The sequence below is a fragment of the Deltaproteobacteria bacterium genome, assembly GCA_020845775.1.
Taxonomy (GTDB): Bacteria; Bdellovibrionota_C; UBA2361; order SZUA-149; family JADLFC01; genus JADLFC01.
The window spans coordinates 17,374-43,467 of the sequence record JADLFC010000046.1; the positions used below are offsets into that span (position 1 = coordinate 17,374).

Sequence of the window (26,094 nt, forward strand, 5' to 3'; positions counted from 1 at the left end):
TGTTGTTATTAGTGAACTTGATCTCCGAGTGCTTTGGCTAAGAATTCCTCTCTTTGTCCTGCCCCTGGAAGATTCACGGCTAATCCGTGTAGTAAGTCAGCAACTTGTCCAATTCTCAATGTCCTAGGCGTTACCCCTAAAGCTTCGAGCTCCTGCTTGATTATGTCTACTGCATTGCTGCCAAAATAGTGAACGCAGGTCTTTAAGATATGGTTAATCATGGCTTCTCCCACAGCATCGCGAGGAATTCTTTGTGCCTTGTCTGGCATCTCGTCTAAAAGAGCCTGTAGGTTTCCAGAAGGACTTCTTGGTCTTACTGGTGGTGTATTAGTTTCTAGCGAATTTAGCTTTGTGAGATTGGTGCTGATTGTACCCTTCCTGCTTGCGCTAACTCGGGCTGGAGAAATAGAAACGGAAGCAGCTGATTTCTCAAGTTTCATGCTGGCGGCGTTAAGAGCAACGCTAATCATGGAAGTGTTTACTGAGTTTTCGAAAATAACTACAAGGTACAAATTGTGAACGTGTCTAATAAGCACCGATGCTCGTTCAAATGTTGCAGCAAATGATGAAATATTGTCCGAATCGCTAATAGAGCTATTGATCGCCGCTAGTTCCTCCACTTGCCTAACTACTTTTGACAGTGTCGATGCATTATAGGGAGGCTGTAAGGAGTGTTCTTGGCAGCCGTAATGCTCGTCAAAGATAGCACTTCCCATAACGCCTTTTGTTTTTTCCAGTATAGCTAAGATGTTTTTCATAAAGATTTACTCCTTAACGCAGATTTAAAGACTTTTATTCGGCATCTTCATCTGAGTCTAGTTCCGAAACTTTTAACCCTCGAATTTCGTGCATTGCCGGCACTCTAATTCCCACCGAAGATTTAATTAGGAAGAAACATAGCAAGGATGTGCCTACGGACCAGGCAAAGCACACGACTATTCCAATAACCTGCGAGAGAAGCTGTTCTAGCATAGAGCCGGCTGGTAGCGACTCCGGTTTCCCAAACAGAGCTACGCATAGAAGACCCCAGGCTCCGCAAAAGCCGTGAACGGGAACCGCCGCCACTACGTCATCTAAGCGCAATTTCTTCAAAACGAGATCGTAACTTAAGTTGTGAATTATTCCTGCCAATAGGCCGATTACAGTTGCGGAAACGGGAGAGACTACGTCGGCGCAAGCCGTTATTGCAACGAGTCCGCCGAGAATGCCACCGATGGATTTTGCGTATATGTCTTCATTTCTTTGAAACAAGCAGCAATGCGAAAAGGCAAATATTCCTCCTACTGCACCCGCAATATTTGTGTTTAGAATAACGCCAGGAACTTGCTCGTTCCACTCGAGAAAACTCCCCCCATTAAATCCCCACCAGCCTACCCATAAAATAAATGTTCCAACGCATAGCCAGTACGGGCTATTGGTGCGTTCTAGGTTGCAGAGCGTTCCATCGCTTTTGTAACGGCCGATACGTGGACCAACTATCCAAGCTCCTACTAATGATGACCAACCGCCTATGTTGTGAACTACGCTAGCGCCCGCGAAATCCCTAAATCCAAGTTGCTGTAGCCAGGGCTGGTTGCTGTAGACCAAGCCATTCCCCCATACCCAGTAGCTAAACATCGGATAAATAAAGCAACCCATGCAAATCATAAAAGCTAGGTAAGCCTTAAAGCTAGTGCGCTCGGCCATAGCGCCGGAAACAATAGTGGCCGAAGTGCCTGCAAAGGCAAGCTGAAAGACGAAATACATTATCTCCCGTGGCTCGTCCAAGCCGTTGCCAAGGAAGAAGCCCTTGCCGATAAAACTGCTATCGCTAAGCCCGAAGTTGATGGCAAAGCCGAAGAGAAAGTATACAATCGTTACTACAACCCAGTCTCCAACGTTCTTTAGAGCAACTACTGTTGTGTTTTTCTCTCTTATGCATCCGAGGGTGAAGCACAAAAATCCAAGCTGCATTCCAAAGATAAGCATTGCGCATATAATTACCCAAAGCATATCTAACCTGGTGCTCACTACCTCTACTGCACTGATAGCGCCTTGAGCAAAAACGACATCTGGTGCGATTAACGCCCATATCGCCACTGCAAGAATAGCTGAAATGGCTATTTTACTGCTGTGAATAGTAGCTTTGGTGTTGAATATTGTGTCCATATGACTGATGCCCTAATGTTACTTGTAAATTGCTAGGCTAATCGCACCGCCAAGCTCCCCTAGCTTTCCTCCTTCGGTTCTACCACCGGTTATATCTAGACTTCCCTTTGGTTCTCCATGGCATTTCAAGCAAGAGTTTCCGTAATATTCTGGTAGAATAAAACGAAATGCTTGTTTGCCTCTATGAAGATTCTCTTCGAAAAATGCTTTCCCTTTTGTCCATGTTGGCAGGCTAAATCTCGTATCCAGCACTGTTGCCTCCCAGGAGTCTGGATGGTTAGCTAAGTTGCGCACGTATGTACTTGGAGCTGTAAGCTTAATAAACATTTTGTCTCGCATCTCTCTGTTAAATGCATCGGCTACCTTCTTGGCGAAAACTGCCGGTAAAAAGTTTTTATAACGCACGCCCGGCTTGTTTATGTTGTCTTGAGCTTGATCCATGACTGAGCGGATTGCGTTAGTGAGCGCTACGACACTTTCGTTAAACGGTAGGGGCATGCTCGTCATGTCGTAGTACTTGTTCTTTGCCATTTCTTCGACTTTTGTAGCCGTAAGATCTTTATTGCCAATATCGGGGTTATTTATCAGATCCTGGTTGTCTGAAATAACAGCTCGAGCTGCCCGAAAGTAAGTAGTTATCTCAGTTGATATTTGTTCGTAGTTTACTTGCTGCGCTGAAACTATTCCCGTTGGCGAAATGAATAGCGAAATTATAATAAATAAGAATAAACAATAAACTCCCGCTGAGAACTGTTGCTTTTTATTCTTGATTTCTTGCCTTCGGAAAATTGCTGTAACCATAATTCTGTGTATTTAAAAAAATTATTATCTATTAAAATTATTCACTCTCTTAAGTCTTATCTCTAGTGAGCGCCTGTCATTGTAGGAGAAAAAGCCTTTCGCAAGCTTTCTTAACGATTTCGCGAGCTTCGTCTCCTTTGACGTTTTTAGTGTAAATCGCTATACATTCGTCCGCAGTTTGTGGCCCAAACATGCCAAGACCCATCTTCTTGGTTTCTTTGTTCGGGAAACTTTTATCGCAGTCGTCCAGGACTTTTTGCACAAATTCAAAAGAACCACCTTTTTCAATTTTCATTAAAATGCATTGATAGTAATTTTGCGGGCCAAAACGGCCTACTCCAGCAAAAAGAAGCAAAATAATCAAAACGCGCATGAATTTTCTCCGTGTTCGATTCGTTCCCTTAGTAATTATTTATTGATTTTAATAGTAGAGATTGGACACTCATGAGTTCAACCTTTATTTAAAAACGAAACCACACTAAACCTTAACTACCTGAAACCAATTAACTCTCTCTTACTACTTTTTACTAAGGTGTCAAACACCGAACGAAACAATTGTTTTTTTCAACCACTTCTGTTGGTTGATTGAGGAAGCTTTAGTTTACCTATCTGCCCCCTCGGCCTGTTCCAATTACGGCGCAATAGCTGATACCACTCCGCTATACGGTATGGTAACGGCATGTTTTTCCTAACGCAAAAGCCTTTTGTTAAGCGTGGGGTCGGAAAGCTACTGATTATCCACGCACCTATAGTTAGATTAGATACAGAACTTCCTTGATTGGTTTCTTTATGTGCAGCTGAGATTATGCGTTCAACGGGCCAACCATGTCTGGGTAAACTGTTTGATTGTTGTAGTTTTTTTCTGTCCAATTAGTATGCACTTGCCCCTGAATAAATTCAGTTTGTTTGAGCAGCCAACGATGGAATTCAAGTGTAGTGTTTACCCCTTCGATTCGATATTCGCTTAGAAGTGATCCGGCTCTTGCGAGTGCTTCGCTGCGGGTATTCCCATATATTGTTAGTTTGGATAATAGTGAATCGTAGTAAGGCGTTATTGCGGTTCCGGCTTCAATCCAGCTATCTTCTCGAACGCCTATCCCAAAAGGTCGCGAAATGTAGCTGATTTGTCCCGTCGTTGGGCTAAAATTTTTCGAGGGATTTTCTGCATATACTCTAAATTCAATCGCATGGCCACGGTTTGAAATTTCCTGCTGTGAGTACGGAAGTTTTTTGCCATCAGCGATTAGAAGCTGCAGTTTTACTAAGTCTATGCTGGTTGTTTGCTCTGTAACAGCGTGTTCTACTTGAATCCGCGTATTCATTTCTAGAAAGTAAAAGTTGCCCCTAGCAGAGTTCTCCTCATCAGTCTCCACTAGAAATTCTACTGTGCCAGCCCCTATATAATTGACGTGCCTTCCCAACTCTACGGCTGCTTTGCATATTCTGTCGCGAAGGTTCGCAGGTAAGTTTGGCGCAGGTGATTCCTCGACTAGTTTTTGGTGCCTACGCTGAAGTGAGCAGTCTCGCTCGAAGAGGTGCACGACATTCCCGTACGCATCGCCAAAAATTTGCACCTCTATGTGACGAGGATTTGGGAGGTATTTCTCTACAAAGATGCCGCCATTTCCAAATGCAGCTAGCGCCTCGCGCGATGCCTCTTCAAATTTTTCCTTAAGTTGGCTTGGATCTGTCGCGATTCGCATTCCCCTACCACTTCCGCCGTATATTGCCTTAAGCATGACGGGGTAGCCGAACTCGTTAATTGCGGCTTGTGTCGCCTTTTGGCATGAGTGAACCTCCGTTCCTGGTAGCACTGGGACATTGGCTAGCGAGGCTGTTTTTCTAGCCTGATCTTTTGCTCCCATTAAAGAAATTGTTTCTGGTCTCGGGCCAACAAAAATAAGCCCATTTTTTTTTGCTGCCTCGGCAAAATAAGGATTCTCCGACAGAAAGCCATATCCAGGGTGAATCGAGTCCGCTCCTGACTGAATGGCGGCCGTGATAACTTTGTCAACATTCAAATATGTTTCCGTAGCGCTGCGCCCATTTAACGCAATGCGATAATCGGCTAGTCTAGTATGTAGCGAGCCTTGATCGGCGTCGCTGTAAATTGCAACGGTTTCTATTTCTAGCTCTCTAGCCGCGCGGATAATGCGAACTGCTATTTCTCCCCGATTGGCTACCAATAAACGTTTCATGAGTTGCCTATTTAAATTTGCTTAAAGGTTGTTGTAATTGTAGTTGCATTAGTATCAAATTAACATAGTTCGCCGAAGTCGAAGTTGCGCCAATGATGCTGTGTGGCAATGTCTCAATATATAGGAGGTTGATATGTCAGAAAACATTAGAAACATAATTATTCTTGGGAGCGGTCCAGCAGGGCTAACCGCGGGGCTTTATGCTAGTCGGGCAGATCTATCGCCTCTTATTATGCATGGGCCGCAACCTGGTGGGCAATTGACCACGACGACGGAGGTAGAAAATTTTCCAGGATTTCCAGGAGGTGTAATGGGCCCGCAGCTTATGGAGGATATGCAAAAGCAAGTTGTTAAATTTGGTGCGGAGATCGTCCAGGGGCTAGTAACTAAGGTGGAGTTAAGCAAACAGCCGTTTGTCGTAAGTTTCGATGGCGGTTCGGTGTTGGCTAAAGCTCTCATAGTTGCTACCGGCGCATCGGCCCGGCTGTTAGGATTGCCTAGGGAATCTGAGCTAATGGGCTATGGTTTATCGACATGCGCTACGTGTGACGGCGCCTTCTTTCGCAATAAGGAAATCGTCGTGATTGGGGGAGGAGATTCGGCGTGCGAAGAGGCCTTGTTCCTTACGAGATTCGGACGTCGCGTTCGACTAGTCCATAGGCGAGATGAACTGCGCGCATCTAAGATAATGGCCGATAGGGTTTTGGCTCACCCAAAGATAGAAGTGCTGTGGAACAAGAAGCCAGTCGAGTTAATAGGAGAAAGGAAAGGCGGCATTACTGGCCTCGTAGTGGAATGCGCTCAAACTCTTGAAAAGCAAACAGTCGAATGCGATGCTATATTCTATGCGATCGGACATGTCCCCAACACGGCCTTGTTTAAAGGAGCGCTAGACATGGATAGTAACGGCTACTTATTAACAAGAGCTGATAGCACGCTAACTAATATTGACGGTGTATTTGCTGCCGGCGACGTAAGGGACCACGTATTTCGCCAGGCAATTACGGCTGCCGGCAATGGCTGCATGGCAGCTTTAGAGGCGCAAGCTTTTTTAGCTAGATAGGCATGTGTTGCAAGCATGCGAATTGGCCTAGTAGCTGTGCGTAGCCGGACGTAAAGAGGGTTTTTTTGTTGATTTGCTCTTTTTTTAATGCTTGTTTACCGAGCTTTTGGTAAAAAAAAGCAACTAAAAGTTAAATGAACTTGGAATTTTGTCATTTTTTTCCTTTACTCACCTTCAATTGCAGGCTATGAAAGACTCGTTTACCGCCAGTTTTGATACTCGACGGTATTCGCCTGAGCAAGCTAGATGAGGCTTCTCGGGCTTTGGTTAAATAATTAAGCCTTCACTGGCGTGGCAAAGTAACGCCAGTGATATTGCGAAAGAATTTTCGTTAAGATTGACCCGAGGGTGAGGAGAGAACTTCATGAGCGTGCTTAGCAAAGCTCTTGGCTGTGTTGCCTTATTAGCAGTTATAAATGGTTGTGCAGCTAATTCGACATTAGAAGGCGTTAATGACTCGACTGCGGAAGTAAAAGGACAGTCGGATGTATTGGCTAGCGCAAGCCCGGACCTATCAAAGGTATTAGAGCTGCATCAGATAGCGTCCGCATCTGACGCCGGCGTAGGTCTAGAGCTCGAGAGAGGCGTAGGTTTTACTCGTTTGATAATCTCTACGGACGAGCAACAGCCTCAAATCGACGTGTCCTCAGTGGAGGAGCCAGCTCGACTAGTCGTTGACTTGCTTGGCAAGGCGATTGCCGAAAATAACGCCTACTCGGTAGAAAACGACGACTTCCTTAAGGCTGTTCGCGTTGGCAGTCATGCCGATAGAACGCGGGTGGTGATCGACTTAGCTAGACAGGCAAATGAGTCAGCCGCTGAGCAAAGCGTAGAGACATCTGAGGGCAGAGTGATTGTAACCTTTGTCCAGGATAGCGCAAATGCTGATGTCGTTAGTGCCGGAAATTCAGAGCAACTCGCTGCGAGGCCCGAAGCTGACGAGAAAGCTCTAGCGAGCGGTTCAGATATTGACGCTGTTGCTGAAGGAAGTATCGACAAGGTCGATCAAGTCTCTAGTCTGGTAGAGCAAGACGCTAAACCAGCCGCCGCTAATCTGACAGTAGATTCTCTACAGTTCGCCGCTAGGGATGGCAGCACGGATGGTAAGATTGTAGTTGCCCTTAGCGATAAAGCCGCCTATCAACTTAAAAAGGCAGCGCCAACCGAATATGTGCTCACGATTCCCGGGGCTATGGCAGTCGAGTCAACAAAAGTGCCGCAAATTACCACAGCGACGACGCCGGGGATTAGAACCGCTAGGGTAGTACAAGAGGGCTCAGACGCCGTCGTTCGCATGTTTGTGGAAGCTGGCGTTGATCTGGAGGCAAAAAGCCAAGGTAATACTATAGAAGTAGCTGCGTTGCCGTCTGCTGACGACAAGTCGAAAGCTCGGGCGCAGCTAGCGGATGATAGTAAGGCAAAAGAAGCCAAAGATGATAAGAAGTCCGATGGCGAACCGACCGCAGGCGCAGAAGCGCTTGAGGACGATATTCCAGGAGCCGCAACTGGCGTTAGTGGTTCTGATGTCACTGGAGTTCGTTCGGCCGATGGTGCAAAGGTATACGTAGGCCGCTTAATATCGCTCGATCTGCAAGACACAGATATCGACAATGCGCTTCGCATTATTGCGGAGGTGTCTAACCTCAATATTATAGCAGCGGACGATGTAAGCGGTAAGGTTACGTTGCGCCTAATAGATGTTCCCTGGGATCAGGCTCTTGATGTGATACTTAAGACGAATGGCCTTGGGCAGGTTGTCGAGGGAAATGTAGTGCGAATCGCTCCAATTGAAAAGCTAAGACAGGAGCGCGAGGCTCTTAAGCAAGCTAAGCAAGCGCTGGAGGAGCTAGAGGATCTGTCGATTAACTACATTAGAGTTAGTTACGCGCGAGCAACTGATATTCAGGAGCAAGTCGAGACGGTACTGTCTGAGCGCGGCACTGTGAGCGTGGACGAGAGAACAAATCAGCTAATCGTTAAGGACATACAAAAGGGACAGGAAGCGGTAATGGAGCTCGCCTCCAAGCTTGATCTGAGGACGCCTCAGGTGTTGTTGGAGACTCAAATAGTTGAGTCTCAACGCGGCATACTGCGGGATCTCGGCTTTCAGTGGAATTTTAGTTATGCAAAATCTCCCGAAACTGGGAACGCAACTGGGCTCAATTTCCCAAATAGTATAACTAGCGGCGGAGCAACCGGGAACGTTGCGAACCCGCAGGCGGTAAACTTCCCAGCAGTCTTAACTGATGCTGCAGGTAGTGCGGTAAGCGCGGTTCTAGACTCGGCTGATGGGAGTAGAATGTTGTCGGCTCGCCTTAGCGCGCTAGAGACTGAGGGTAAGGTTCGCGTAATCAGCCGTCCGCAAGTAGCAACGGTTAATAACGAAGAAGCAGAGATAAAGAGCGTAGAAACCGTACGCGTTAAGCTTCCTAACTCGGGTCTGTCGGTTGCTACCGGTGCTGGAGCGACTGCTTCTGGTGGTGGGAGTTCGGCTTTTGAAGAAATTGACGTTGGTATAGAATTGCACGTTACTCCTCAGGCCTCGCCCGATTACTATGTGCTGCTCGATATCTTTGCAAAATCGAGCACCTTTGGTGATAGGATAGTTGACAACATACCTTCGACGCTTGAGCGTCAGGCAACGTCGACTATCCTAGTTAAGAGTGGCCAAACCTTCGCTTTGGGCGGCGTCTATAGAATAGAGGATAACGATCGCATAGACGGTGTGCCGTTCTTGAAGGATGTTCCATTCTTAGGGCACATGTTTAGACGGTCGTTGGTGGATAAGGGAGATGAGGAGCTAATATTCTTCATTACCCCCCACATTGTCGAAGGTAGTTTCGACGCAAGTCTGATGTAGTGCAGTGCAGTTTGGTGAGTTGTTACCTAGTGGCGAAGTAGCAGTAGGGCCGTTTGGGTGGCATGGGCGGTTGTGGTCTAGTGATATTGATAGGCCCGCCGGGGGCAGGTAAGTCTTCGGTAGCGTCGTCGTTATGTAAGCGGCTGGGGCTAAAATGTGTAGATCTAGACGAGTTTGTCGAGGAGAGGCTGGGAAGGGGTGTGTCAGAAATAATAAGGGTAGAAGGAGAGAGTCGCTTTAGGGAGTATGAGACTGAGGCGCTGCGAGTGGTTCTTCAACGCGGAGATGTGCAGTTGCTCTCGGTTGGTGGAGGGTTAACCACTCGATCGGAAAATGTCGATGCCATTGCGGCCCTCAATGCTGCGCAGGTAGTTTGTTTAACTAGTTCTCCAGGGACTCTTGCAGGTCGCTTGTGGCTGCAGGAACTGGCAGCGAGGAAAGCGGGTAAGGGGGCAATTAGGCCGCTACTCGTCGAGTCAGTTAGCGAGTTCCTTGACGAGGAGGACTTCTGCAAGGCGGTTGAAAGGCTTGTTAGGGCTAGGGCTACTGCCTATGATTGCGCCGATATTCAGGTGTTCGCCGATTGGGCGGATATTGAAGTGGTAAGTGAGGTAGTCGAGGCGGAAGCTAAGGTTCTCGTTAGTGAGCGAAGGGTTGTTGTTCCGGTTTCGCCGGACATAAGACCTTTAGGCAAGAGACTCGCTAGAGTGGTGTTGGGCCGAGGATTGCTGGATTGCGTTGGGTTGTATCTTGATGAGATATACGCATCGGCGACGAAGGTGTTGTTACTTACCGATGAGGTGGTGAATGGTCTGTGGGGTGAGACTGTGGAGCGGGTAGCAAAGCGAGATGGGAGAAGCGTTGTTGTAGCGACGGTTCCTAGAGGAGAGGCTGCAAAGCAGCTTGCTGAGGTTGAGAGGCTTGTGGATTTGCTGCTTGAAAATGGGTTTAATCGGGACGACGTAATTCTGGCGCTGGGTGGCGGATCGGTCGGAGATTTGGCTGGATTAACCGCGTCGCTATATATGCGTGGCGTTGGACTGGTGCAGGTTCCTACGACCTTGTTGGCGCAGGTAGATGCGGCGATAGGTGGAAAGACGGCTGTTAATGCGAAGGGTGGCAAGAACATTATCGGAACCTTTTACCCAGCCGCGCTGGTATTGGAGGATGTGAGGTTATTGTCGACACTACCAGAGCGAGAGTATCGCGAAGGACTGGCGGAGGTAGTTAAGTACGCACTGATTGGATCGAGTGATTTTTTTATCTGGCTTGAAGAGAAGGCGGATAAAATAACTGCTCGAGATGAAGAAGTTGTATGCGAGATGGTTGCTCGCTGCGTGAAGGAGAAGCTAAGGTTCGTGGCGCAGGATGTGCACGATACCTTGGGCAAGCGGGCACAGCTAAATTTCGGACATACGATTGGGCATGCGCTTGAGGGGCTACTTGGTTTTGGGGAGATCCTGCATGGCGAAGCGGTGTCGATTGGGATGGTGCAGGCTCTAAAGATTGGTGAGCTCCTTGGGGTTAGTGAGTCAGGGCTTCTTGACAGGGTGGAATCTCTCCTTAGGAAATTTCATCTGCCTGTCGAAGTGCCGGCTGACCTGGTAGGTGGAGCCCTGGCAAGTGAGAAGTGGGTTAGAGCTTTGTGGGCAGATAAAAAGCGAAGCTCAAGTGGTTTGAATTTCATCTTGCTGAGCGAGATGGGTAAGGCTACGCAACAGGTAGTGCCTCTGTCGTCGGTGTATCATAGTTTGGGAGTGCGAAATATCGAGGCGTCTATTGTGTAGTGAGCCTCAGGAAAAAAATAGTAAGTGGTATTGACCAGGAATTGTAACAGGTAGTTTGTTAGGAGGGCGACCGAATGTCGATTCTTAAGCGGATTCGTCTGCAGAATGTAGTGATGGCAATGACAGTGGCTGCGGCACTTGGGTGTGGTTCAGCGACCAATAATGACCAGGGAACGTCTTTCTTGGCGCTTGGTTTTTTTGAAACTGGCGATGGCGATGCCGGCGATGCTGGCACTGTCGTTTATCTAAATAACGACGTGGAGGGCTTGCAGGGAGTGATTCCTCTTTTTGTGCCAATCGATAAGGATCCGGAGGAAGAAGGCTTGCAGGGTGGCTATATTGGTCTGCAGAATAATTTGTCAGCCCAGTTTATTAGATCTGAGCGAATAGACTGCTGCTATACGGTACCAGGGGCTGATAGCTCATTAAATATACCATGCGATTCATGGCATTTTACTACGGTGCTCCCAGCGTCAGAAGGAGAAGAGCCTGCTACCTCATATAGTCAGGTGGAAATTGTATCTCCAGATATAATAGCGTACCTTAATGTCAATACTAACTCGCTACCGGAATTGCCGTATCGCATGGTGGCGGAGTGCACAGTTGTGGGAGTGTCTCAGGCCGGCGATGTATTTGAGACTAATCCGGTGTTTTATCAGATTCAGTTCGCGGAGCTGCCAGAGTGCTGTGAAGGAGTAGGGGAAGGCTTCGGCGGAGGATTCCAAGAAGGCGCAGGAGTAGGTGGGGACATTAATAGCTTCGGTGATCCAGAGGAGGAAGCTGTTGTTGAGGAAGTCTTGACTGAGGATGAAGAGTCTTAGGACTAGGGCTAGGTAATGATGTTTTGTCGCTGTGGTCTAGAACGGCCAGAGCTAATGGTAGAGACAGATAAGTCGTAGATTGGTTTAAGGGAAATTAAGAAAATGTTGCGAGCCAAAATGAGGGAAAAACTTGCTAGGGTCATGCTGGTTCTAGTAGCAGTTGGGCTTGTTAGTTGTTCACAGGGTAGCACTGATGGCGATGAGGGGAATGATGTTGCGGGGCTTGGCGCTCAGTTTGTTGCGGATGGTGGCGCGGGAGCGAGTCTTACGATTTCTGCTCCCACAACGCTGGCGACTGGGTCGACATCTGGTTTTTCGGTTACAGCCTTAGATCCACTGGGAGCGCCATTGGCCTGGCTAAGATTGTTTTGCGAATCGGAACGCGGCATTGCCATACTTGAGCCATCAGCCGGGGGAACTAGCTTCGAGAGCACTGGAACAAATGGCATGATGAGCGGCGTGATTGGATGCACTACGCCTGGGAGCTTTATGATGGAGTGCCGTGGGCCCGATGGCTACGGCCTGAAAACTCGCGCACAGGTAAAATGCGTTGGCGATGTTCCACAAGGCTTTGAGGGATGGCCAGGAGCGGCTGGTGGAAACATGGGCGGGGGCTTAATAGTGGATTTAACACCGGATGATGTAACAGATGGCGGAATCAGTATCTCATCTGTGCTAATTGCGGATGGTCTTGGCGAGGCGTCTGAAACTGATCCGATTGATACTGTGTTTACCACGGATTGCAACGCTGATGGAACTCATGACGATCCGGAGACCTTTACGGATACGCTTGTTACGCTTAAAGTTTCGAATGATACTGCCGAGCGGTTAATATTCGGGGAGGCTACGTTTGTTGTATACGATGGTCGGCCGGGTCTAACAATAACCGAGGCAGTAACCACAGAAGTTGCTCCTGGGACAGTTGGTAGCGTAACGACGTTCCTAGCGAGTTTCGATGGGGGCTCAAAGTCGTATGCTGGAACTGGAATGGCGCTTATCGATGGAACTTATGTTGTCGATGTGGTGTTGACCGGAGAGACGGAGTCCGGTGAGGCGTTTACGCTAACCGACTCGTTCACAATTACGCTGTTTGGAGTAAATAACTGCGGATAGTCTCGATAGATACCAACATTTAAACATTCTAAAAAAATGGGGCCCTTGCATTCGGCCCCATTTTTATTTGTTGAAAAAAATCTCGTCCGTATATTGACTGGAGGTAGTTGTGGAAAAATCACTAGAACGACTCCGACTGCTCGTGGCGGCGAGACCAGAGTGTCCGGAATTTGTTGAGCTTGCTGAAATGCTGTCGACTGATGCTAAGACGCGACCAGAAGCGAGAGAGGTGTGTTTTGCCGGTTTGGCGCGAGATCCTAGTAACCTAAAAGCTCGGCTATTGCTAGCTAGATTGTTTTACCTGGATGGGATGAATGAGTTCTGTCTAAAGGAGCTTCTAGAATTAAGAAGAAGATTCGGACTTCTCGTAAATGACCGTGAAAATTTGTCATTAGATAGACTTATTGCTTCCTTTGGCGATATACTATGCCCTCATTCGGGGCTTAGCGATTCAGCATGTGTTGCAAGCAGTCACTTTAAGCATGGCAATCAGAGTGGCGGAGGTGCTGTAAGCAATCCCGATAATGAAGATATTAAGTCGAAAGTGGTTGCAGAGATGGACATTGAGGCGGATTTTGCAGAACTGCTCGACGAGATCGACGAATAGAAAGCGGATAAGCAGCCATTAGATGGAAAAGGTTATAGCAGTAATAAATGGACCCAATCTAAACCTTCTAGGAAGCCGTGAACCGGAAATTTATGGCAGCCAGACATTAGAAGGATTGCTGGAAGGTTTAGTAAAAGAGGCGGCAGGGCAAGGATATGACATATGGTCATATCAGAGCAATTCGGAGGGCGAGCTCGTGGATGCAGTGCAAGCTGTCATGACGGCGCCCAATAAGCGCATACAGCAAAATATATCTGCACTCATTATTAACCCGGCTGCCTACTCCCATACCAGCATCGCGCTAAGGGATGCTATCGCAGTCCTTAGCCTTCCAGTGATTGAGGTTCACATTTCAAATGTGTTTTCTAGGGAGTCGTTTCGACATCATTCGCACATAACGGCAGTGGTAGATGGGTTGATATGTGGACTTGGAACACAGGGCTATAGGTTAGCTCTTAGAGCGCTTATTGAACAGCTCGAAAACAAAAAAACTTAGTAATTATTAGTTTATGTATACGACAAGTAATTTTCGAAATGGTTTGAAGATCTTAGTTGATGGGATTCCCTATGAAATAACATATTTTCAGCACGTAAAGCCCGGTAAGGGAGGGGCCTTTGTTCGGACTAAACTAATGAACCTTCTCAATCAGTCGGTTGTTGAGAAAACCTTTAGAGCCACCGAGCGAGTGGAAAGGCCAGATATTCAAGAATGCTCAATGCAGCTATTGTATGCATCTGATGACGGCTTTCATTTCATGGATATTAATACCTACGAGCAAATAGTCGTACCTGCCTCTACTGTCGGCGACAGAAGGCTCTATTTAAAAGAAAACGAAGTGGTTAAAGTGTTGCTGTTTAATCAGAAAGTAGTAAGTATCGAGCTTCCAAGCTTTGTCATTTTGGCGATTGCACAGTGCGATCCAGGGGTGAGAGGTGATACTGTTTCTGGTGCAACTAAGCCAGCGATAATGGAAACAGGTGCCGTTGTGCAGGTTCCACTGTTTGTAAATGAAAAAGATCACCTAAAAATTGATACTAGAACTGGTGAGTATATTGAACGAGCCTAAGGAGAGTCATTGCGTGACGAGTTTATTTAATCTTAGCGACCTGGCGACTATTATGCGGATGTTAAAGGAGTCAGACGTTACAGAATTTGAATTTGAAAGAGAAGGGGAAGTATTAAAGATAAAGCGCGAGGCTGGTGGTGTAACTACTGTTGGCAGTGGACGAGGTGTTCAGTTCCTTGGGGCCAGTGAAGGATTCGCCTCGCCAGTTGTTTCTCGCAACGCCATTCAGGGGGAACTTGAACAAAGGGCGCTTACTCAGGGAGGAGCTGCTGAAGAGACGGTAGGTAAGCATCATTGGCATCAAGTGCTTTCCCCGATGGTTGGAACTTTTTACGATAAACCTTCGCCCGATGCGAAAGCTTATGTCGCCGTAGGAGACTCAGTGAGCAAGGGCGATGTGCTCTGTATTGTTGAAGCTATGAAATTGATGAACGAAATCGAGGCGGATGTAAGCGGCAAGATAGTTGAGATTTGCGTAAAGGATACGCAAATGGTCGAATATGGGGAAGTCCTCTTTCAAATCGAGCCAGCGTAGGATTTTGTAAGCCGGTATGGCAGATTAACTAGCGGATATTTAGACAATGCCGAAACCCCCATTTCGCAAGGTATTAATTGCCAATCGCGGTGAAGTAGCTGTTAGGATTCTGCGAGCATGTCACGAATTAGGCATACGAACGGCAGTTGTATATTCTACTGCTGACGCCGACGCTCTGCACGTCAAATTAGCGGACGAGAGCATTTGCATCGGGCCAGCAAAGGCTAGCGAATCTTACTTAAATGTTTCTGCAATTATTTCTGCGGCTGCTGCAACTGGCGCCGAGGCAATTCATCCAGGTTATGGTTTCCTGAGCGAGAATGCTTCTTTTGCAGAGATTTGCAGCCAGTGCGGCATTATTTTTATTGGTCCAACAGTGCGAAACATGCGCCTTATGGGAGATAAATCTCGGGCCCGACGCGTCGCTATAAAAAACGATGTGCCCGTCATTCCCGGAAGCGAGGAAGCTGGAGTAAACACGCGCGAGGCCCTGCTCGAGGCCGAAAAGATAGGTTTCCCGGTCTTGATTAAAGCAAGTGCTGGTGGCGGCGGAAGGGGGATGAAGATAGTGAGGGATCCGGCGGATTTCGTGGCGGCTTTTAATCAGGCAACAAGAGAAGTTGCCGCAGCCTTTAACGATCCAAGGATATACGTAGAAAAATATTTAGAGAAAGCGCGTCACGTAGAAATCCAGATATTGGGCGACCAATTTCAAAATACCCTTCATATGGGCGAAAGGGATTGTTCCATTCAGCGTCGCTATCAAAAACTAGTAGAAGAGTCGCCAGCAATAGGTCTTCGCAAGGAGACTCGCGAACGATTATACGATGCCGCAATTCATTTAGCGCGCGCTATAAGTTATGCTAGTTTAGGTACTATTGAGTTTCTCGTAGATACGGTTACGCAGGAGTTTTATTTCATAGAGATGAATACTAGGCTTCAAGTCGAGCATCCCGTTACTGAAATGATAACTCTGGTAGATCTCGTAAAGGAGCAAATTTGGGTTGCTGCGGGCAAGGAACTAGCTATTTCTCAGAATTCGGTAAAAATGGTTGGACATGCTATAGAAGCGAGAATCAATGCTGAGGATCCTGTTACGCAGATGGCGTCTCCAGGTCAAATTGTAGGCTTTCATATGCCTGGGGGGCCGGGAATTCGCGTAGATTCGGCCTTGTATGATAGGTATACAGTTCCTCCCTATTACGATTCGCTAATTGCTAAAATAATTGCGCGTGGACAGACGAGAGCTGAAGCAATAAGAAAACTCTCTGTGGCGCTTGACGAATGTATTATTGGAGGTATTAAGACTAACCTAGACCTACACCGCAAGGTCTTAGCTCATCCCGATTTCCTTTCCGGCAATGTTCATACAAAATTATTAGAGGAGATTAATATTCAGCGATGAATGGAGTTTCGCTTTCTAGATTTAGTTCCACTGGAATTGAGTTTGCTGTATGGATTTTTTGCCTTCTTGCTTCTGCTCTATCGGCTAACGCTGAAGAGCTAGTTCCAAAAATAGCAATAGAAAAACCCATGCATGATTTTGGTAAGGTTGCTCAGGGTACGGTCGTGAATCATGCGTTTAAGGTGAAAAATATTGGTACGGCACCGCTTATCATTCATAGAATTTTAGCAGATTGCGGTTGCACAGTTGCGACGGCTCAGGTTAAGGAAATTGCCCCGCAGGAAGAAAGCGAAATTGCTGCTACCTTTAATACAGCAGGTTTTTACGCGTATAAAACTAAGACAATCCGAATATATACAAATGATCCAAAGAATGCGACTGCAGTCATAGGATTCCGCGGGACTGTAGTTACCGATGTCGACGTCGATCCACCACGTTTGTATTTTGGGAATGTAAATAAAGGTGACCCGGTCGAGAAGTCCGTTGAAGTGCGCTTCTCTGAGGCGTCAAGTGCTAATATCCTCGATATAGTGGCGCTTTCCGACGATATTTTAGTTGAGCGTCCAAAGGAGCAGCAACCTGACGCTCGCTCGCAAAGCTTTATAGTTAGGTTAAGAGACAATGTTCCTATTGGTTTGCTTAAGTCAAAAGTTGTTATTAAGACGACAAGTGCAGAGAGGCCAGTAATAAATTTACCGGTTTTCGCGCGAGTAGAAGGCGATCTTAAATGGTCGCCATCAAATGTTTCCTTTGGACTACTAGAGGGGCCATTGGCTCGAGCTATAGCGCGAAAAGTAAGGCTAAGTAACGGTGGCTCACAAGCTGTGCAGATATTGTCTGCCTCTACTAGCAATAAGCAAATTGGCGTGAGTTTTACAGAAAAAAACAAGGGTCGTGAGTTCGAGCTATCTATTGAGCTTCTTGCCGGAGCTAATGGAACCTTAAAAGAGCAAGTGAAGATTCTAACAAATCATCCCGATCCTCAGCAAAGAGAGCTAAGTATTCCCGTCTATGCTATAGTTGCTTCAAAAGGTGGATAATGAACGTTATGAGTTAAGACCAATGTGCGAAACACAATCATTTGATTTTCCTCGCCGCTTAGCTCGTCGCTCTCTAGTTTTGTCTATCCTTAGTGTTGTGTTTCTTGTCTGTAAAATGCTTCCAGCTTGTGTCTATGCGGAGGACGCGGCGATTAAGCAGGCCGATACTCAAGCCTTAACCGATTCTGTTAGTGCGGGAAGTATCGGAGCGGCTGATTTTTCTACTGCTGTGCTGGATATGGTCGAAAAGAAATTCGACTTTTCCCCGGCTTTGATTGATTTTCTCTTAGAAAATCAGTCGGTTGCAGATGTTCTTAGAGAAATGTTGGTCGAGCGAGTCAAGCGGCTAGCGCTGAACGGTTCTTCGCTCGACTTACTTGTATTTAAAAAGTTTGCCGAAAAGCATTTTGGCGCGCGAGATGAAGCGACAAAGCGCATTTCTCGCTATGTCTTTATGCTCGAGCGATTTGAGTATGTTCAGGCAACGAAGGATTTAGTGGTTGTTGCAAAATTGCGCGAGAGGATTGAAAGAGAGGAGGAAAATCACCTATTTTTAGACAAGCTAATTAAATGGCTACACCTTATTGCCAAAGATAGCTTGGAGCAGGGGAGGCCGGAGGTAGCGATTGCGCAGCTAGCCGAGGTAAGCGCAAATAGGCGGACAGACAATACAGTTTCGCTGGCTAGCGAGAGTTTTGAAAAACTTTGGAAATTTTCTCAGAATGATTCTTCTCTGTTAGCAATTATGCAGGTATGGCCATTTGATGCTAAAAATGTTCAAAGTTTAGTCGAGGAACTTGCAAGACGGGAGCCAAATGTTGTTGAGAAATTGGCTGCGCTCTATTCGCGGAGAGTATTGTATCTCGTTAAAAGCCAGGACATTTTCTCCGCCACAGCTTATTTTAAGGAAGTTTTAAGGCTTCGTCCCGATGATAATCGCGAGAATGACGAGCTTAGATTAGATATTGCATTTGTAGCTAGTGATAATAAGTCGCGTGCGTTTGCGGAGGCGCGCATAGCCGAGCTTGAATCTCGTTCTCGCCTTTCTTTCTTCTCGAAAATTAGACTATTTTTTGACGGATATTACTTTGGATGGTTTTTTGTTTTGTTGTTTACAGTATGCGGCCTGGTTCTTGTTGTTGTAGTTGCTTATTTTGTGTTGCGAGCAGTGAGGTATATCCAAAGCAAGATGCCCGAAAAGGTGGTCTTAGGCAGGATTGAGCGCGAGGACGAATATTCCCGCTTACTCGCGCTTTTTGGCCTTGACGATACTGCAACCGAAGAGGACATAAAACATGCCTATAGGGATATGGTTAAGGCGTATCACCCTGATATGCAACATAATCCTGGCAATGTGAAAAAAGAAGAATTCTATTCTGCAAGGTTTTTAGAACTTAGAGAAGCTTATGAACAACTCTTGATAATGAAAAAGGGAATGTTTTTTAAGAAGAAGTGAGTTTAAATACTAGCTTTCCGCGAACTGTATTCTATAAGCACTTCGCTACATATAAGACGGATGTTAGCATTATCGCATGGCGAAAAACTGCCATGTTTCTTTTGATATTGTTTTTCTTTTCTGAACGCGCAGATGCCGAGAATTTCGAAACTGAGGGGCATCTAAAATATAGATTATGGCACGGCGAGGATGAGCTTCTTGACAATGGTTATTTAGAATCATTGCCACTGCACATTTTAGATTTTCGCCTAAAGACAGCCTATCAGCGCGAATACCTTAAATTTATCGTCCACGACGAGGTTTTTGCCATTTCTGGTTTTAGGTCTAGCGATCTAGCGCCCGGCGAGGGCTTATTGCCATTATTGCAAGCCTCAGCTTCTAACGATGACGACAAACGGCAAATTTTTGATTTAACTCTTCAAGGTAAAGAAGGTGATGACATTGTTTGGGTAAATAGAGTCGACCGATTAATGTTTAGTTATGCTAAGGGAAGGATCGTTGCTTCTGTGGGAAGACAGGCAATTACCTGGGGAAATGCCATTTTATTTCCCGTCTTGGATTTTTTTAATCCGTTTTCGCCTACTCAATTCGATCGAGACTATAAAGTCGGCACTGATATGCTCTATTCTCAATGGTTATTGAACGACGAAAGCGATATCCAATTTGTGGTAGTTCCCCGGCGAGATTTTCAAACGCAATCTATAGAGAGTAAAGAGAGTTCATATGTTGTAAAATGGCGCACAAATGTAGATGAGCTAAGCTTCGATTTTCTTCTGTCTAGGCATTTTGACGAGAATTTGCTAGGTGGCGGCGTCTCGCGAGATCTCTGGGATGGAATGTTTAGGTTGGATGTCTCGAGTGTGGAGCTGGTAAATGGGGATTGGAAGTTTAGTTATGTCTTTAACTACGATCGCTCTTGGGTGATTTTTGCCAAAAACTTATATGGTTTTGTGGAGTATTTTTATAATGGCTTCGGCATTGATTCAGGGGATTACAAGGCGCCGCCCGATTTCCTAATATCTCGCTTGTTGCGAGGCGAAATGTTTACTATCGGATGCGATTATTTCGGCACTGGCCTTAGGTTAGAACTAACTCCATTGCTGAATGCTTACGCTAATGCTTTTTTTAATTTAGGCGATGAGAGTGGCCAAGCGTGGATAAATTTAAGTTATGATTGCCTTGAAAATTTGCAAATTACTGCAAGTGTCGGATTGCCTTTTGGCCCACTGGGTAGCGAGTTCGGCAAAAGCCCGGAAGGTGTAGGTGTGTCATCGTCTAATATTGCGGTCAGCGGATATTTTCAGTTGTCTTATTTTTTCGGTGTCGCGTGAAAGAGTTGAATGATTTGTTCTGTCGGGGAATTGTCGCATCATGGTGCAAATAAAAGAAAGAACGATTAAGTGGCATTCGCTCTCAGTTGCGGATGCCTATGCCAAACTTGATTCGAGCGATAGCGGTCTAAGCAGCGCAGAGGCTATGTCGCGGCTAAGGAGAGATGGCAAGAACGTAATCGAGCAAGCTACTCGCACGACTGTTGCTGAACTCCTTCTAAAGCAATTCAATAACTATTTTATATTTATCCTTTTAGCAGCGGCTCTAATCTCTGCAAGTCTAGGAGTCCTTGAGGGAAGTATGCAGGAGGCCATTGAGGCATCTTTAATTCTCTTAATTGTTGGTTTTATTGTCGCACTGGGTTTTTATCAAGAGTATCGCGCTGAAAGAGAGTTAGAAGCTTTGAAAAATCTATTGTCACCTCTTGCAAGCGTTATTCGGGACGGCGGTGAAAGCGAAATCGATGCGTCGACTTTAGTTGTGGGAGATGTAGTCAAACTAGTTGAGGGCAAGAAAGTTCCAGCAGATTGCAAGATAATAAGGTCTAATCAACTTCGAGTAGATGAGTCATCTCTTACCGGTGAGTCTCTCCCGGTCGAAAAGATCCTTGGAGATTTAGATGAGTCTACTTTAATTGGCGATCGAACTAATATGCTCTTTGGCGGCACTGCTGTTGTGCATGGCCATTCATTGGCGTTAGTAGTTGAAACAGGAATGAAGACCGAGCTAGGTATAATAGCTAGTTCCTTGCAGGCTATAAAAAAGGAAAAAACCCCCTTGCAGGAGCGCCTGGACAAGCTGGGAAAGCAGTTTGGCCTAGCGACATTAGTTCTCTGCGTAGCAATGTTTTTGCTGGGGTATTTTGGCCAGGCAAAATCTTTTATCGAAATATTTATGATTAGCGTTGCTCTTGGTGTTGCCGCAGTTCCGGAAGGTTTACCGGGTGTGGTTACAATAGCGTTGGCGCGAGGAGTTAGGCGCATGGTTAAAATTAACTGCATAGTTAGAAAACTTACTGCAGTTGAAACCCTTGGTTCTACCACTGTTATATGCACAGATAAAACTGGAACTCTTACGAAAAATGAGATGACAGCTAAGAAGCTTTGGGCCGATGGAAAAATGTATTCGCTCTTAGATAAAGGGGTTGGCACTGTTGGTGCCTTATTAGACGAGAATGGGAATAAGTGTGGAGCGATACCAGATGTGGTGAAAAAGCAAGTATTGATTGGTGTGCTTTGCAATCATGCCACTATGCAAAATGGCTCGGTAAGCGGAGATCCCACGGAAGCCGCTCTCGTATCTCTTGGTGCAAAACTGGGTTTTGTTAAAAGCAGCTTGGTAAATGACTATGAGCGCTTGGATGAAATTCCATTTGATTCAAAGCGCAAGATGGCTAGTTTTCTTTATGGTGCGCCTGACGGCAGGTACGTATATTCGCTCGGTGCGCCGGAGGTAATTTTAGGTAGGTCTAATAGAATCATTTCCGCGGAAAGAGTAGAGTTGTTAACGCCATTGTTGCGGGACAAAGTGCTCGCTACGTATGACGGCCTTGCAAGCGATGCTTATAGAGTGTTGGGTTTTTCATATCGCCCTTGTGCCGATGGCGTTTTGTTGGAAGATTTAGAACCAAGCGATGTCTTTATTGGGCTAGTAGGCATTATAGATCCCCCGCGCGAGGAAGTAAGGGAGGCTGTAAGTAAGTGCGTAGCGGCAGGTATAAAGGTAGTCATGATTACTGGCGACTATCAGCTTACGGCTAAAGCTATTGCCAAGGATTTGGGTATATTTAAGGATAGCGATACTATCTTAACTGGTGGCGAGTTGGCGCAGAAGAGTGACGCAGAGTTTTTAGAAACCGTAGAAGAGGTTTCAGTATACGCGCGAGTTTCCCCAAGCGACAAGTTAAAGATTGTCGAAGCTCTTCAGGCGCGAGGTCACGTCGTTGCCATGACGGGCGATGGCGTAAATGATGCGCCGGCTCTAAAAAAATCCGACATAGGCGTAGCTATGGGTCTTTCGGGTACGGATGTTAGCAAAGAGGCAGCTGACATGGTGCTAGCGGATGACAATTTTTCATCCATTGTTAGGGCGGTAGAGGAGGGGAGAGGGATTTACGATAACATTCGTAAGTTCTTTGCGTATTTGGTTTCTGGCAATGTAGGCGAAATAATTTTGGTTTTTGTGAGCAGTGCGCTAACTTCTCTTCCCGTAGCTCTTACTGCGTCGCAGATTCTAGTGATTAATCTCATTAGTGATGGTTTGCCGGCTTTAGCTCTTGGTCTCGATCCTTTTGAGCCAAATGCCATGACTCGCCGACCGCGCCCTAAAGACGAGCCCATTTATCGGGGCCTTAGCCCATTTTTGCTAGGCTATCCCTTAGTGATGGCGACTATTACTTTGCTCCTGGTGTATTGGGTTTACGATTCTAGTAATGCCAATTTGGCGCAAGCCCAAACTACGGCTTTTATTTCTGTTGCGATATTTGAACTATTTCACGGTTTTTCCGCCCGTTCCACTCGCTTTCCAGTGTGGAAAGTAGGCTTTACTCAGAACAAATACTTGCTCTTGGCCATGAGTCTTTCGTTTATTTTTGTCTGTGCTCTTCTTTACTTACCCGTGAATATCCCCTACACGAACCATTCCCTCCAAGCCGTAATGAGCCTAACGCCCTTGCCCTTTAGTCTCCTAATGACGGTTATAGCGGCATCTACTTTAGGGTTTATCTATATCGAATTACACAAGTTTTTACGCTGTCGAGCGAGTCTTAAAGTTAGTGCAAATCGCTGATTTGTTGAGTCAGTTTTCCAAATTGCAGGGGTCGTTTGCGGTTGAATTGCGATTTTGATAGGCATAGTAAGTTCTCTTAAGCTCTTTTCTAAACGAAATACCGAGTAGATTTTACTTTCTAGTAGTCCTTTTACGTGAGCAAGTGCGTGTCGCCGTCTTCACGTGAGGGCTATTGGGCCCAATTTTAGGTTTGTAAACTTTTTTTGAAAGGAGGTAGCTATGAAGAGTCATAGCTACGATCTGAGGAGGGTCGACGAAACCTTCCTCGCCATGCGCCAGAAGCTTGGCGCGTGGTTTTGCTGTTTACCAGCGGCTATTCAAGCGCTGGTTTTTTACGACTCGGTGTTTGGCGCCGAGTTAGTTGCGCAAGGTAGGGAGAGGACAATCCGGGAGGCCAAACATCCAGGGCGGCCTTTCCTGGAAGTTTTCCTTAGTATGGAGGGCCATCCCACCACGCTTGTTCTGGGTGGTGCTAGAGGGAAGGCGGCTCCAAAGGTGGTGGAGTTTAACAAGCTCCATCGTGCTTGCGATGCCTTGTTGGGCATTTCTGGCACGAATGGAGGAGGCCCCGGAGTCATGGGGCTCGATTCCATGCACCTCAGACATGCCATTAACAAGGTGCGAGAGAGCAGTTTTTTAGCTCCATCGTACGAGGTTAATGGCAGCGGCAAAATTGCTGCCAAGTCGGATGTTGTGCAAGTCCGGCTTGGAATTCCCGGGGAGAAACCGAACGAATGGGGTTCGGCTGACCTAATAACTTGGAGCCAGGGTAGTCTTATGAGCAGAACCGCTATGCTTATGGCTCTAGGGAACGTCCTCGCTGTCTATGCCTACCCAGGCGGGTATGGAACGAGCGAGGAGATTTTCAGGATCCTGGTTGACAGGGTTCTGGAAAACACGGGTGTAAATACAATAGTTACCCGTGGAGCAAAGATTGTTCTTGTTTCGTCGATGGACGATACGGGGACAAGTTATTATCAGCCCTTCATGTCTCAGTTGGCCAGGATGGCCAAGGAGGGGATGATAGGGGCAAACTACCCAGACTTCATTGAGGAGGTTTGCGTAGAGGAAGTTGGTGCGCTTGATCGGATCATGTCGATCCAAGATCAAGCGGCACAGAGAATCTACGGGTTCTCTTTCGTCGAAGAGTGGGAGAGGCTGAATTCGGCCAAGTTAATTCCCACTGCAAGAGAACTCGTAAGGTAGTCCGTTTTTTAGAGGTTTTGGTTCAGGGGGCCCAAACCTCATTTTAAATATTTATATGGCATGGCGTGAGCGGCCTAGTCAGCTCTCTCCCCTCTCGCGTAGCGCACCAATCATGGTTGATAAATATCAGATTATTATCATATAACAATTATGTCTAGCTACGAGGTGCTAATCGCTTAATAATGTTAGTTTTTTGAAGCCTTTGGAGCATATTTGTGCGAATTACAATATAGTTTGTAATTTGCACAGTGCTTATTTCTTAATCTCTCTATAAAATAAAGTTTAAATTACTAAGCGATATAGCTACTCTGTGTTTTTGAGCAGTTAACGATTTCTGGTCTTGCCGCTTTATCGTTGCCTAAACTCCGGATTCCGCGTATATTTTCGGAGTATGTATCCGAGGCTTCTTAATATACTGAAAACTAACAGTTTTTTTCTGTTTGGCCCTAGGGGTAGCGGGAAAACCACGCTGCTTGAGAGCATATTTGAGGGAGAGAAAAAACTTTGGATTGATCTTCTTGAGCCAAGTGCGGCTGATCGATATTTCTTATCGCCGGAAAAACTGCTGATAGAGGTTCGCAGTGTCGCGTCGGAGATTGAATGGGTAGTAATCGATGAGGTGCAAAAAATACCTGCTTTGCTCGATGTTGTTCACAAACTAATAGAGTCAACTAACGTAAAATTTGCCCTTACGGGTTCGAGCGCACGAAAGCTAAAGCGCGGAGGAGCTAACCTTTTAGCAGGTCGAGCTTTTATATATAATCTTTACCCCTTAACTCACATTGAATTTGGCGATCAATTTTCTCTAAAAGAATCATTGACATGGGGAACGTTGCCACGCTTGCAGCGCTATCAGCAACGTGAGGAAAGGGAACGATTTTTGGAGAGTTATTGCCATACATATCTGCGCGAGGAAGTAGTTGCTGAACAATTGGTGCGAAATGTGCGGCCTTTTCGCAAGTTTCTAGAGATTGCCGCTCAACAGGATGGCGATATCATAAACTATTCTAAGCTTGCTAGGGCAATTGGCGTCGACGATAAAACTGTTGTGACGTATTACGAGATTCTCGAAGATACTTTAATAGGAATTAGGCTTTCAGCTTATGATAGATCGCTTCGCAAACAGTATATCAAGAGTCCTAAGTTCTATCTTTTTGACTGCGGAGTTAGTCGTGCATTAGCCAATCATCTACATTTAGATGTCGTTGCCGGGACATATTCTTATGGCAAGCGATTCGAGCAATTGGTTATACTAGAAATCTTTCGTTTAAATGAGTATCTGCGAAAAAAATTTCAGTTGAGCTATTTTCAAAGCAAGGATGGCTTAGAAATTGACCTAGTGCTAGAGCGGCCCGGCAGCTATCGCATTTTTGTCGAAATAAAATCTTCAGATTCAATCGATGCGTCCGACATCTCAAATCTTCGACAGTTGTCTAAAGAGTTCATAGACACCAAATGCTACTGCTTATCACAGGTTCCCTTAACAAGCGAAATCGATAACGTAAAAATCATGCCGTGGCAGAATGGAATAAGAGAGATTCTCAAAATCGACGACTCTTGACGCTAGCAATTGGAGCGCGCGGTATTGCTTTGTTGTCCTAAGCAAATACCACCCGCCCAAAGCACTCATCGAGAAATTTTTTAAAGTAAGTTAGACATTTTACTTTTTGGAAACGGTATTTGTTGTTTATTAGCAAGCACTTACGCACTTGCTGTTTATAGCATTCACAAAAATGATTTTTGTATACCGTTTCCAAAAAGTAAGTTAAATATTTTACTTTTTGGAAACGGTATTTGTTGTTTATTGGCAAGTGCTTACGCACTTGCTGTTTATAGCATTTACAAAAATCCTTTTTGTAAATGCTATA

21 protein-coding genes are annotated in these 26,094 nt (G+C 46.0%); 16 read left to right on the plus strand and 5 right to left on the minus strand.

The genetic code is table 11. From position 1 onward, the window contains the following. Positions 1–8: 8 nt before the first annotated feature. The 5 genes from IT291_03210 to IT291_03230 form a co-directional block, all read right to left on the minus strand. On the minus strand, positions 9–758 hold the full coding sequence (locus tag IT291_03210; protein MCC6220231.1) for a hypothetical protein: 750 nt from the start codon (positions 756–758) through the stop codon (positions 9–11). A gap of 34 nt (positions 759–792) precedes the next feature. Then, entirely contained in the window at positions 793–2,148 is a 1,356-nt protein-coding gene (amt, locus tag IT291_03215) for an ammonium transporter (GenBank protein MCC6220232.1), read from the minus strand. Between the two features lie 18 nt (positions 2,149–2,166). Continuing rightward, positions 2,167–2,949 carry a DUF3365 domain-containing protein gene (locus tag IT291_03220; protein ID MCC6220233.1) on the minus strand — a complete coding sequence of 261 codons (783 nt, stop codon included), beginning with the start codon at positions 2,947–2,949 and terminating at the stop codon, positions 2,167–2,169. Positions 2,950–3,025: 76 nt separating this feature from the next. Further along, positions 3,026–3,322 carry a hypothetical protein gene (locus IT291_03225; GenBank protein MCC6220234.1) on the minus strand — a complete coding sequence of 99 codons (297 nt, stop codon included), beginning with the start codon at positions 3,320–3,322 and terminating at the stop codon, positions 3,026–3,028. A gap of 430 nt (positions 3,323–3,752) precedes the next feature. Continuing rightward, positions 3,753–5,147 (minus strand): ATP-grasp domain-containing protein, encoded by a 1,395-nt coding sequence (locus tag IT291_03230; protein MCC6220235.1) that lies wholly within the window; start codon positions 5,145–5,147, stop codon positions 3,753–3,755. A gap of 145 nt (positions 5,148–5,292) precedes the next feature. Between IT291_03230 and trxB the strand changes: the two genes are divergently transcribed. The 16 genes from trxB (at position 5,293) to IT291_03310 (ending at position 25,787) form a co-directional block, all read left to right on the plus strand. Continuing rightward, positions 5,293–6,210: a thioredoxin-disulfide reductase gene (gene trxB / locus IT291_03235; GenBank protein ID MCC6220236.1), complete on the plus strand. Its 918-nt coding sequence runs from the start codon at positions 5,293–5,295 to the stop codon at positions 6,208–6,210. A gap of 364 nt (positions 6,211–6,574) precedes the next feature. Next, positions 6,575–9,070, plus strand: coding sequence for a type IV pilus secretin PilQ (gene pilQ / locus IT291_03240; protein ID MCC6220237.1), 2,496 nt, complete (start codon positions 6,575–6,577; stop codon positions 9,068–9,070). 62 nt (positions 9,071–9,132) lie between these two features. Then, positions 9,133–10,857: a 3-dehydroquinate synthase gene (gene aroB, locus IT291_03245; GenBank protein MCC6220238.1), complete on the plus strand. Its 1,725-nt coding sequence runs from the start codon at positions 9,133–9,135 to the stop codon at positions 10,855–10,857. A 74-nt stretch (positions 10,858–10,931) separates the two neighbouring features. Further along, complete coding sequence (locus tag IT291_03250) at positions 10,932–11,678, plus strand: hypothetical protein (protein MCC6220239.1); 747 nt, start codon at positions 10,932–10,934, stop codon at positions 11,676–11,678. 102 nt (positions 11,679–11,780) lie between these two features. After that, entirely contained in the window at positions 11,781–12,791 is a 1,011-nt protein-coding gene (locus tag IT291_03255; GenBank protein MCC6220240.1) for a hypothetical protein, read from the plus strand. Between the two features lie 109 nt (positions 12,792–12,900). Continuing rightward, positions 12,901–13,398 (plus strand): hypothetical protein, encoded by a 498-nt coding sequence (locus tag IT291_03260; protein MCC6220241.1) that lies wholly within the window; start codon positions 12,901–12,903, stop codon positions 13,396–13,398. 22 nt (positions 13,399–13,420) lie between these two features. After that, complete coding sequence (gene aroQ / locus IT291_03265; GenBank protein MCC6220242.1) at positions 13,421–13,894, plus strand: type II 3-dehydroquinate dehydratase; 474 nt, start codon at positions 13,421–13,423, stop codon at positions 13,892–13,894. A gap of 13 nt (positions 13,895–13,907) precedes the next feature. Then, the gene (gene efp / locus IT291_03270) at positions 13,908–14,465 is read left to right on the plus strand and encodes an elongation factor P (protein MCC6220243.1); all 558 of its coding nucleotides are present in this window, start codon (positions 13,908–13,910) and stop codon (positions 14,463–14,465) included. Between the two features lie 52 nt (positions 14,466–14,517). Beyond that, on the plus strand, positions 14,518–15,000 hold the full coding sequence (gene accB / locus IT291_03275) for an acetyl-CoA carboxylase biotin carboxyl carrier protein (GenBank protein MCC6220244.1): 483 nt from the start codon (positions 14,518–14,520) through the stop codon (positions 14,998–15,000). A gap of 46 nt (positions 15,001–15,046) precedes the next feature. Further along, entirely contained in the window at positions 15,047–16,405 is a 1,359-nt protein-coding gene (accC, locus tag IT291_03280; protein MCC6220245.1) for an acetyl-CoA carboxylase biotin carboxylase subunit, read from the plus strand. Then, the gene (locus tag IT291_03285; GenBank protein MCC6220246.1) at positions 16,402–17,445 is read left to right on the plus strand and encodes a DUF1573 domain-containing protein; all 1,044 of its coding nucleotides are present in this window, start codon (positions 16,402–16,404) and stop codon (positions 17,443–17,445) included. The genes accC and IT291_03285 overlap by 4 nt, the downstream gene beginning before the upstream one ends. A 22-nt stretch (positions 17,446–17,467) precedes the next feature. Further along, complete coding sequence (locus IT291_03290; GenBank protein ID MCC6220247.1) at positions 17,468–18,901, plus strand: DnaJ domain-containing protein; 1,434 nt, start codon at positions 17,468–17,470, stop codon at positions 18,899–18,901. After that, positions 18,898–20,232, plus strand: a complete 1,335-nt coding sequence (locus tag IT291_03295; GenBank protein ID MCC6220248.1) for a hypothetical protein — start codon at positions 18,898–18,900, stop codon at positions 20,230–20,232. The genes IT291_03290 and IT291_03295 overlap by 4 nt, the downstream gene beginning before the upstream one ends. Positions 20,233–20,272: 40 nt before the next feature. Then, positions 20,273–23,020 (plus strand): cation-translocating P-type ATPase, encoded by a 2,748-nt coding sequence (locus tag IT291_03300; GenBank protein MCC6220249.1) that lies wholly within the window; start codon positions 20,273–20,275, stop codon positions 23,018–23,020. A 219-nt stretch (positions 23,021–23,239) separates the two neighbouring features. Beyond that, entirely contained in the window at positions 23,240–24,226 is a 987-nt protein-coding gene (locus tag IT291_03305; protein ID MCC6220250.1) for an LOG family protein, read from the plus strand. A 391-nt stretch (positions 24,227–24,617) separates the two neighbouring features. Further along, positions 24,618–25,787 (plus strand): ATP-binding protein, encoded by a 1,170-nt coding sequence (locus tag IT291_03310; protein MCC6220251.1) that lies wholly within the window; start codon positions 24,618–24,620, stop codon positions 25,785–25,787. The last annotated feature ends 307 nt before the right edge of the window (positions 25,788–26,094 follow it).

What these genes read in the sequence shown, in the direction of transcription:
- IT291_03210 (MCC6220231.1), bottom strand. Translation starts at nt 758, where the DNA reads ATGAAAAACATCTTAGCTATACTGGAAAAAACAAAAGGCGTTATGGGA.
- amt (MCC6220232.1), bottom strand. Translation starts at nt 2,148, where the DNA reads ATGGACACAATATTCAACACCAAAGCTACTATTCACAGCAGTAAAATA.
- IT291_03220 (MCC6220233.1), bottom strand. Translation starts at nt 2,949, where the DNA reads ATGGTTACAGCAATTTTCCGAAGGCAAGAAATCAAGAATAAAAAGCAA.
- IT291_03225 (MCC6220234.1), bottom strand. Translation starts at nt 3,322, where the DNA reads ATGCGCGTTTTGATTATTTTGCTTCTTTTTGCTGGAGTAGGCCGTTTT.
- IT291_03230 (MCC6220235.1), bottom strand. Translation starts at nt 5,147, where the DNA reads ATGAAACGTTTATTGGTAGCCAATCGGGGAGAAATAGCAGTTCGCATT.
- pilQ (MCC6220237.1), top strand. Translation starts at nt 6,575, where the DNA reads ATGAGCGTGCTTAGCAAAGCTCTTGGCTGTGTTGCCTTATTAGCAGTT.
- aroB (MCC6220238.1), top strand. Translation starts at nt 9,133, where the DNA reads ATGGGCGGTTGTGGTCTAGTGATATTGATAGGCCCGCCGGGGGCAGGT.
- IT291_03250 (MCC6220239.1), top strand. Translation starts at nt 10,932, where the DNA reads ATGTCGATTCTTAAGCGGATTCGTCTGCAGAATGTAGTGATGGCAATG.
- IT291_03255 (MCC6220240.1), top strand. Translation starts at nt 11,781, where the DNA reads ATGTTGCGAGCCAAAATGAGGGAAAAACTTGCTAGGGTCATGCTGGTT.
- aroQ (MCC6220242.1), top strand. Translation starts at nt 13,421, where the DNA reads ATGGAAAAGGTTATAGCAGTAATAAATGGACCCAATCTAAACCTTCTA.
- efp (MCC6220243.1), top strand. Translation starts at nt 13,908, where the DNA reads ATGTATACGACAAGTAATTTTCGAAATGGTTTGAAGATCTTAGTTGAT.
- accB (MCC6220244.1), top strand. Translation starts at nt 14,518, where the DNA reads ATGCGGATGTTAAAGGAGTCAGACGTTACAGAATTTGAATTTGAAAGA.
- accC (MCC6220245.1), top strand. Translation starts at nt 15,047, where the DNA reads ATGCCGAAACCCCCATTTCGCAAGGTATTAATTGCCAATCGCGGTGAA.
- IT291_03285 (MCC6220246.1), top strand. Translation starts at nt 16,402, where the DNA reads ATGAATGGAGTTTCGCTTTCTAGATTTAGTTCCACTGGAATTGAGTTT.
- IT291_03290 (MCC6220247.1), top strand. Translation starts at nt 17,468, where the DNA reads ATGTGCGAAACACAATCATTTGATTTTCCTCGCCGCTTAGCTCGTCGC.
- IT291_03300 (MCC6220249.1), top strand. Translation starts at nt 20,273, where the DNA reads ATGGTGCAAATAAAAGAAAGAACGATTAAGTGGCATTCGCTCTCAGTT.
- IT291_03305 (MCC6220250.1), top strand. Translation starts at nt 23,240, where the DNA reads ATGAAGAGTCATAGCTACGATCTGAGGAGGGTCGACGAAACCTTCCTC.
- IT291_03310 (MCC6220251.1), top strand. Translation starts at nt 24,618, where the DNA reads ATGTATCCGAGGCTTCTTAATATACTGAAAACTAACAGTTTTTTTCTG.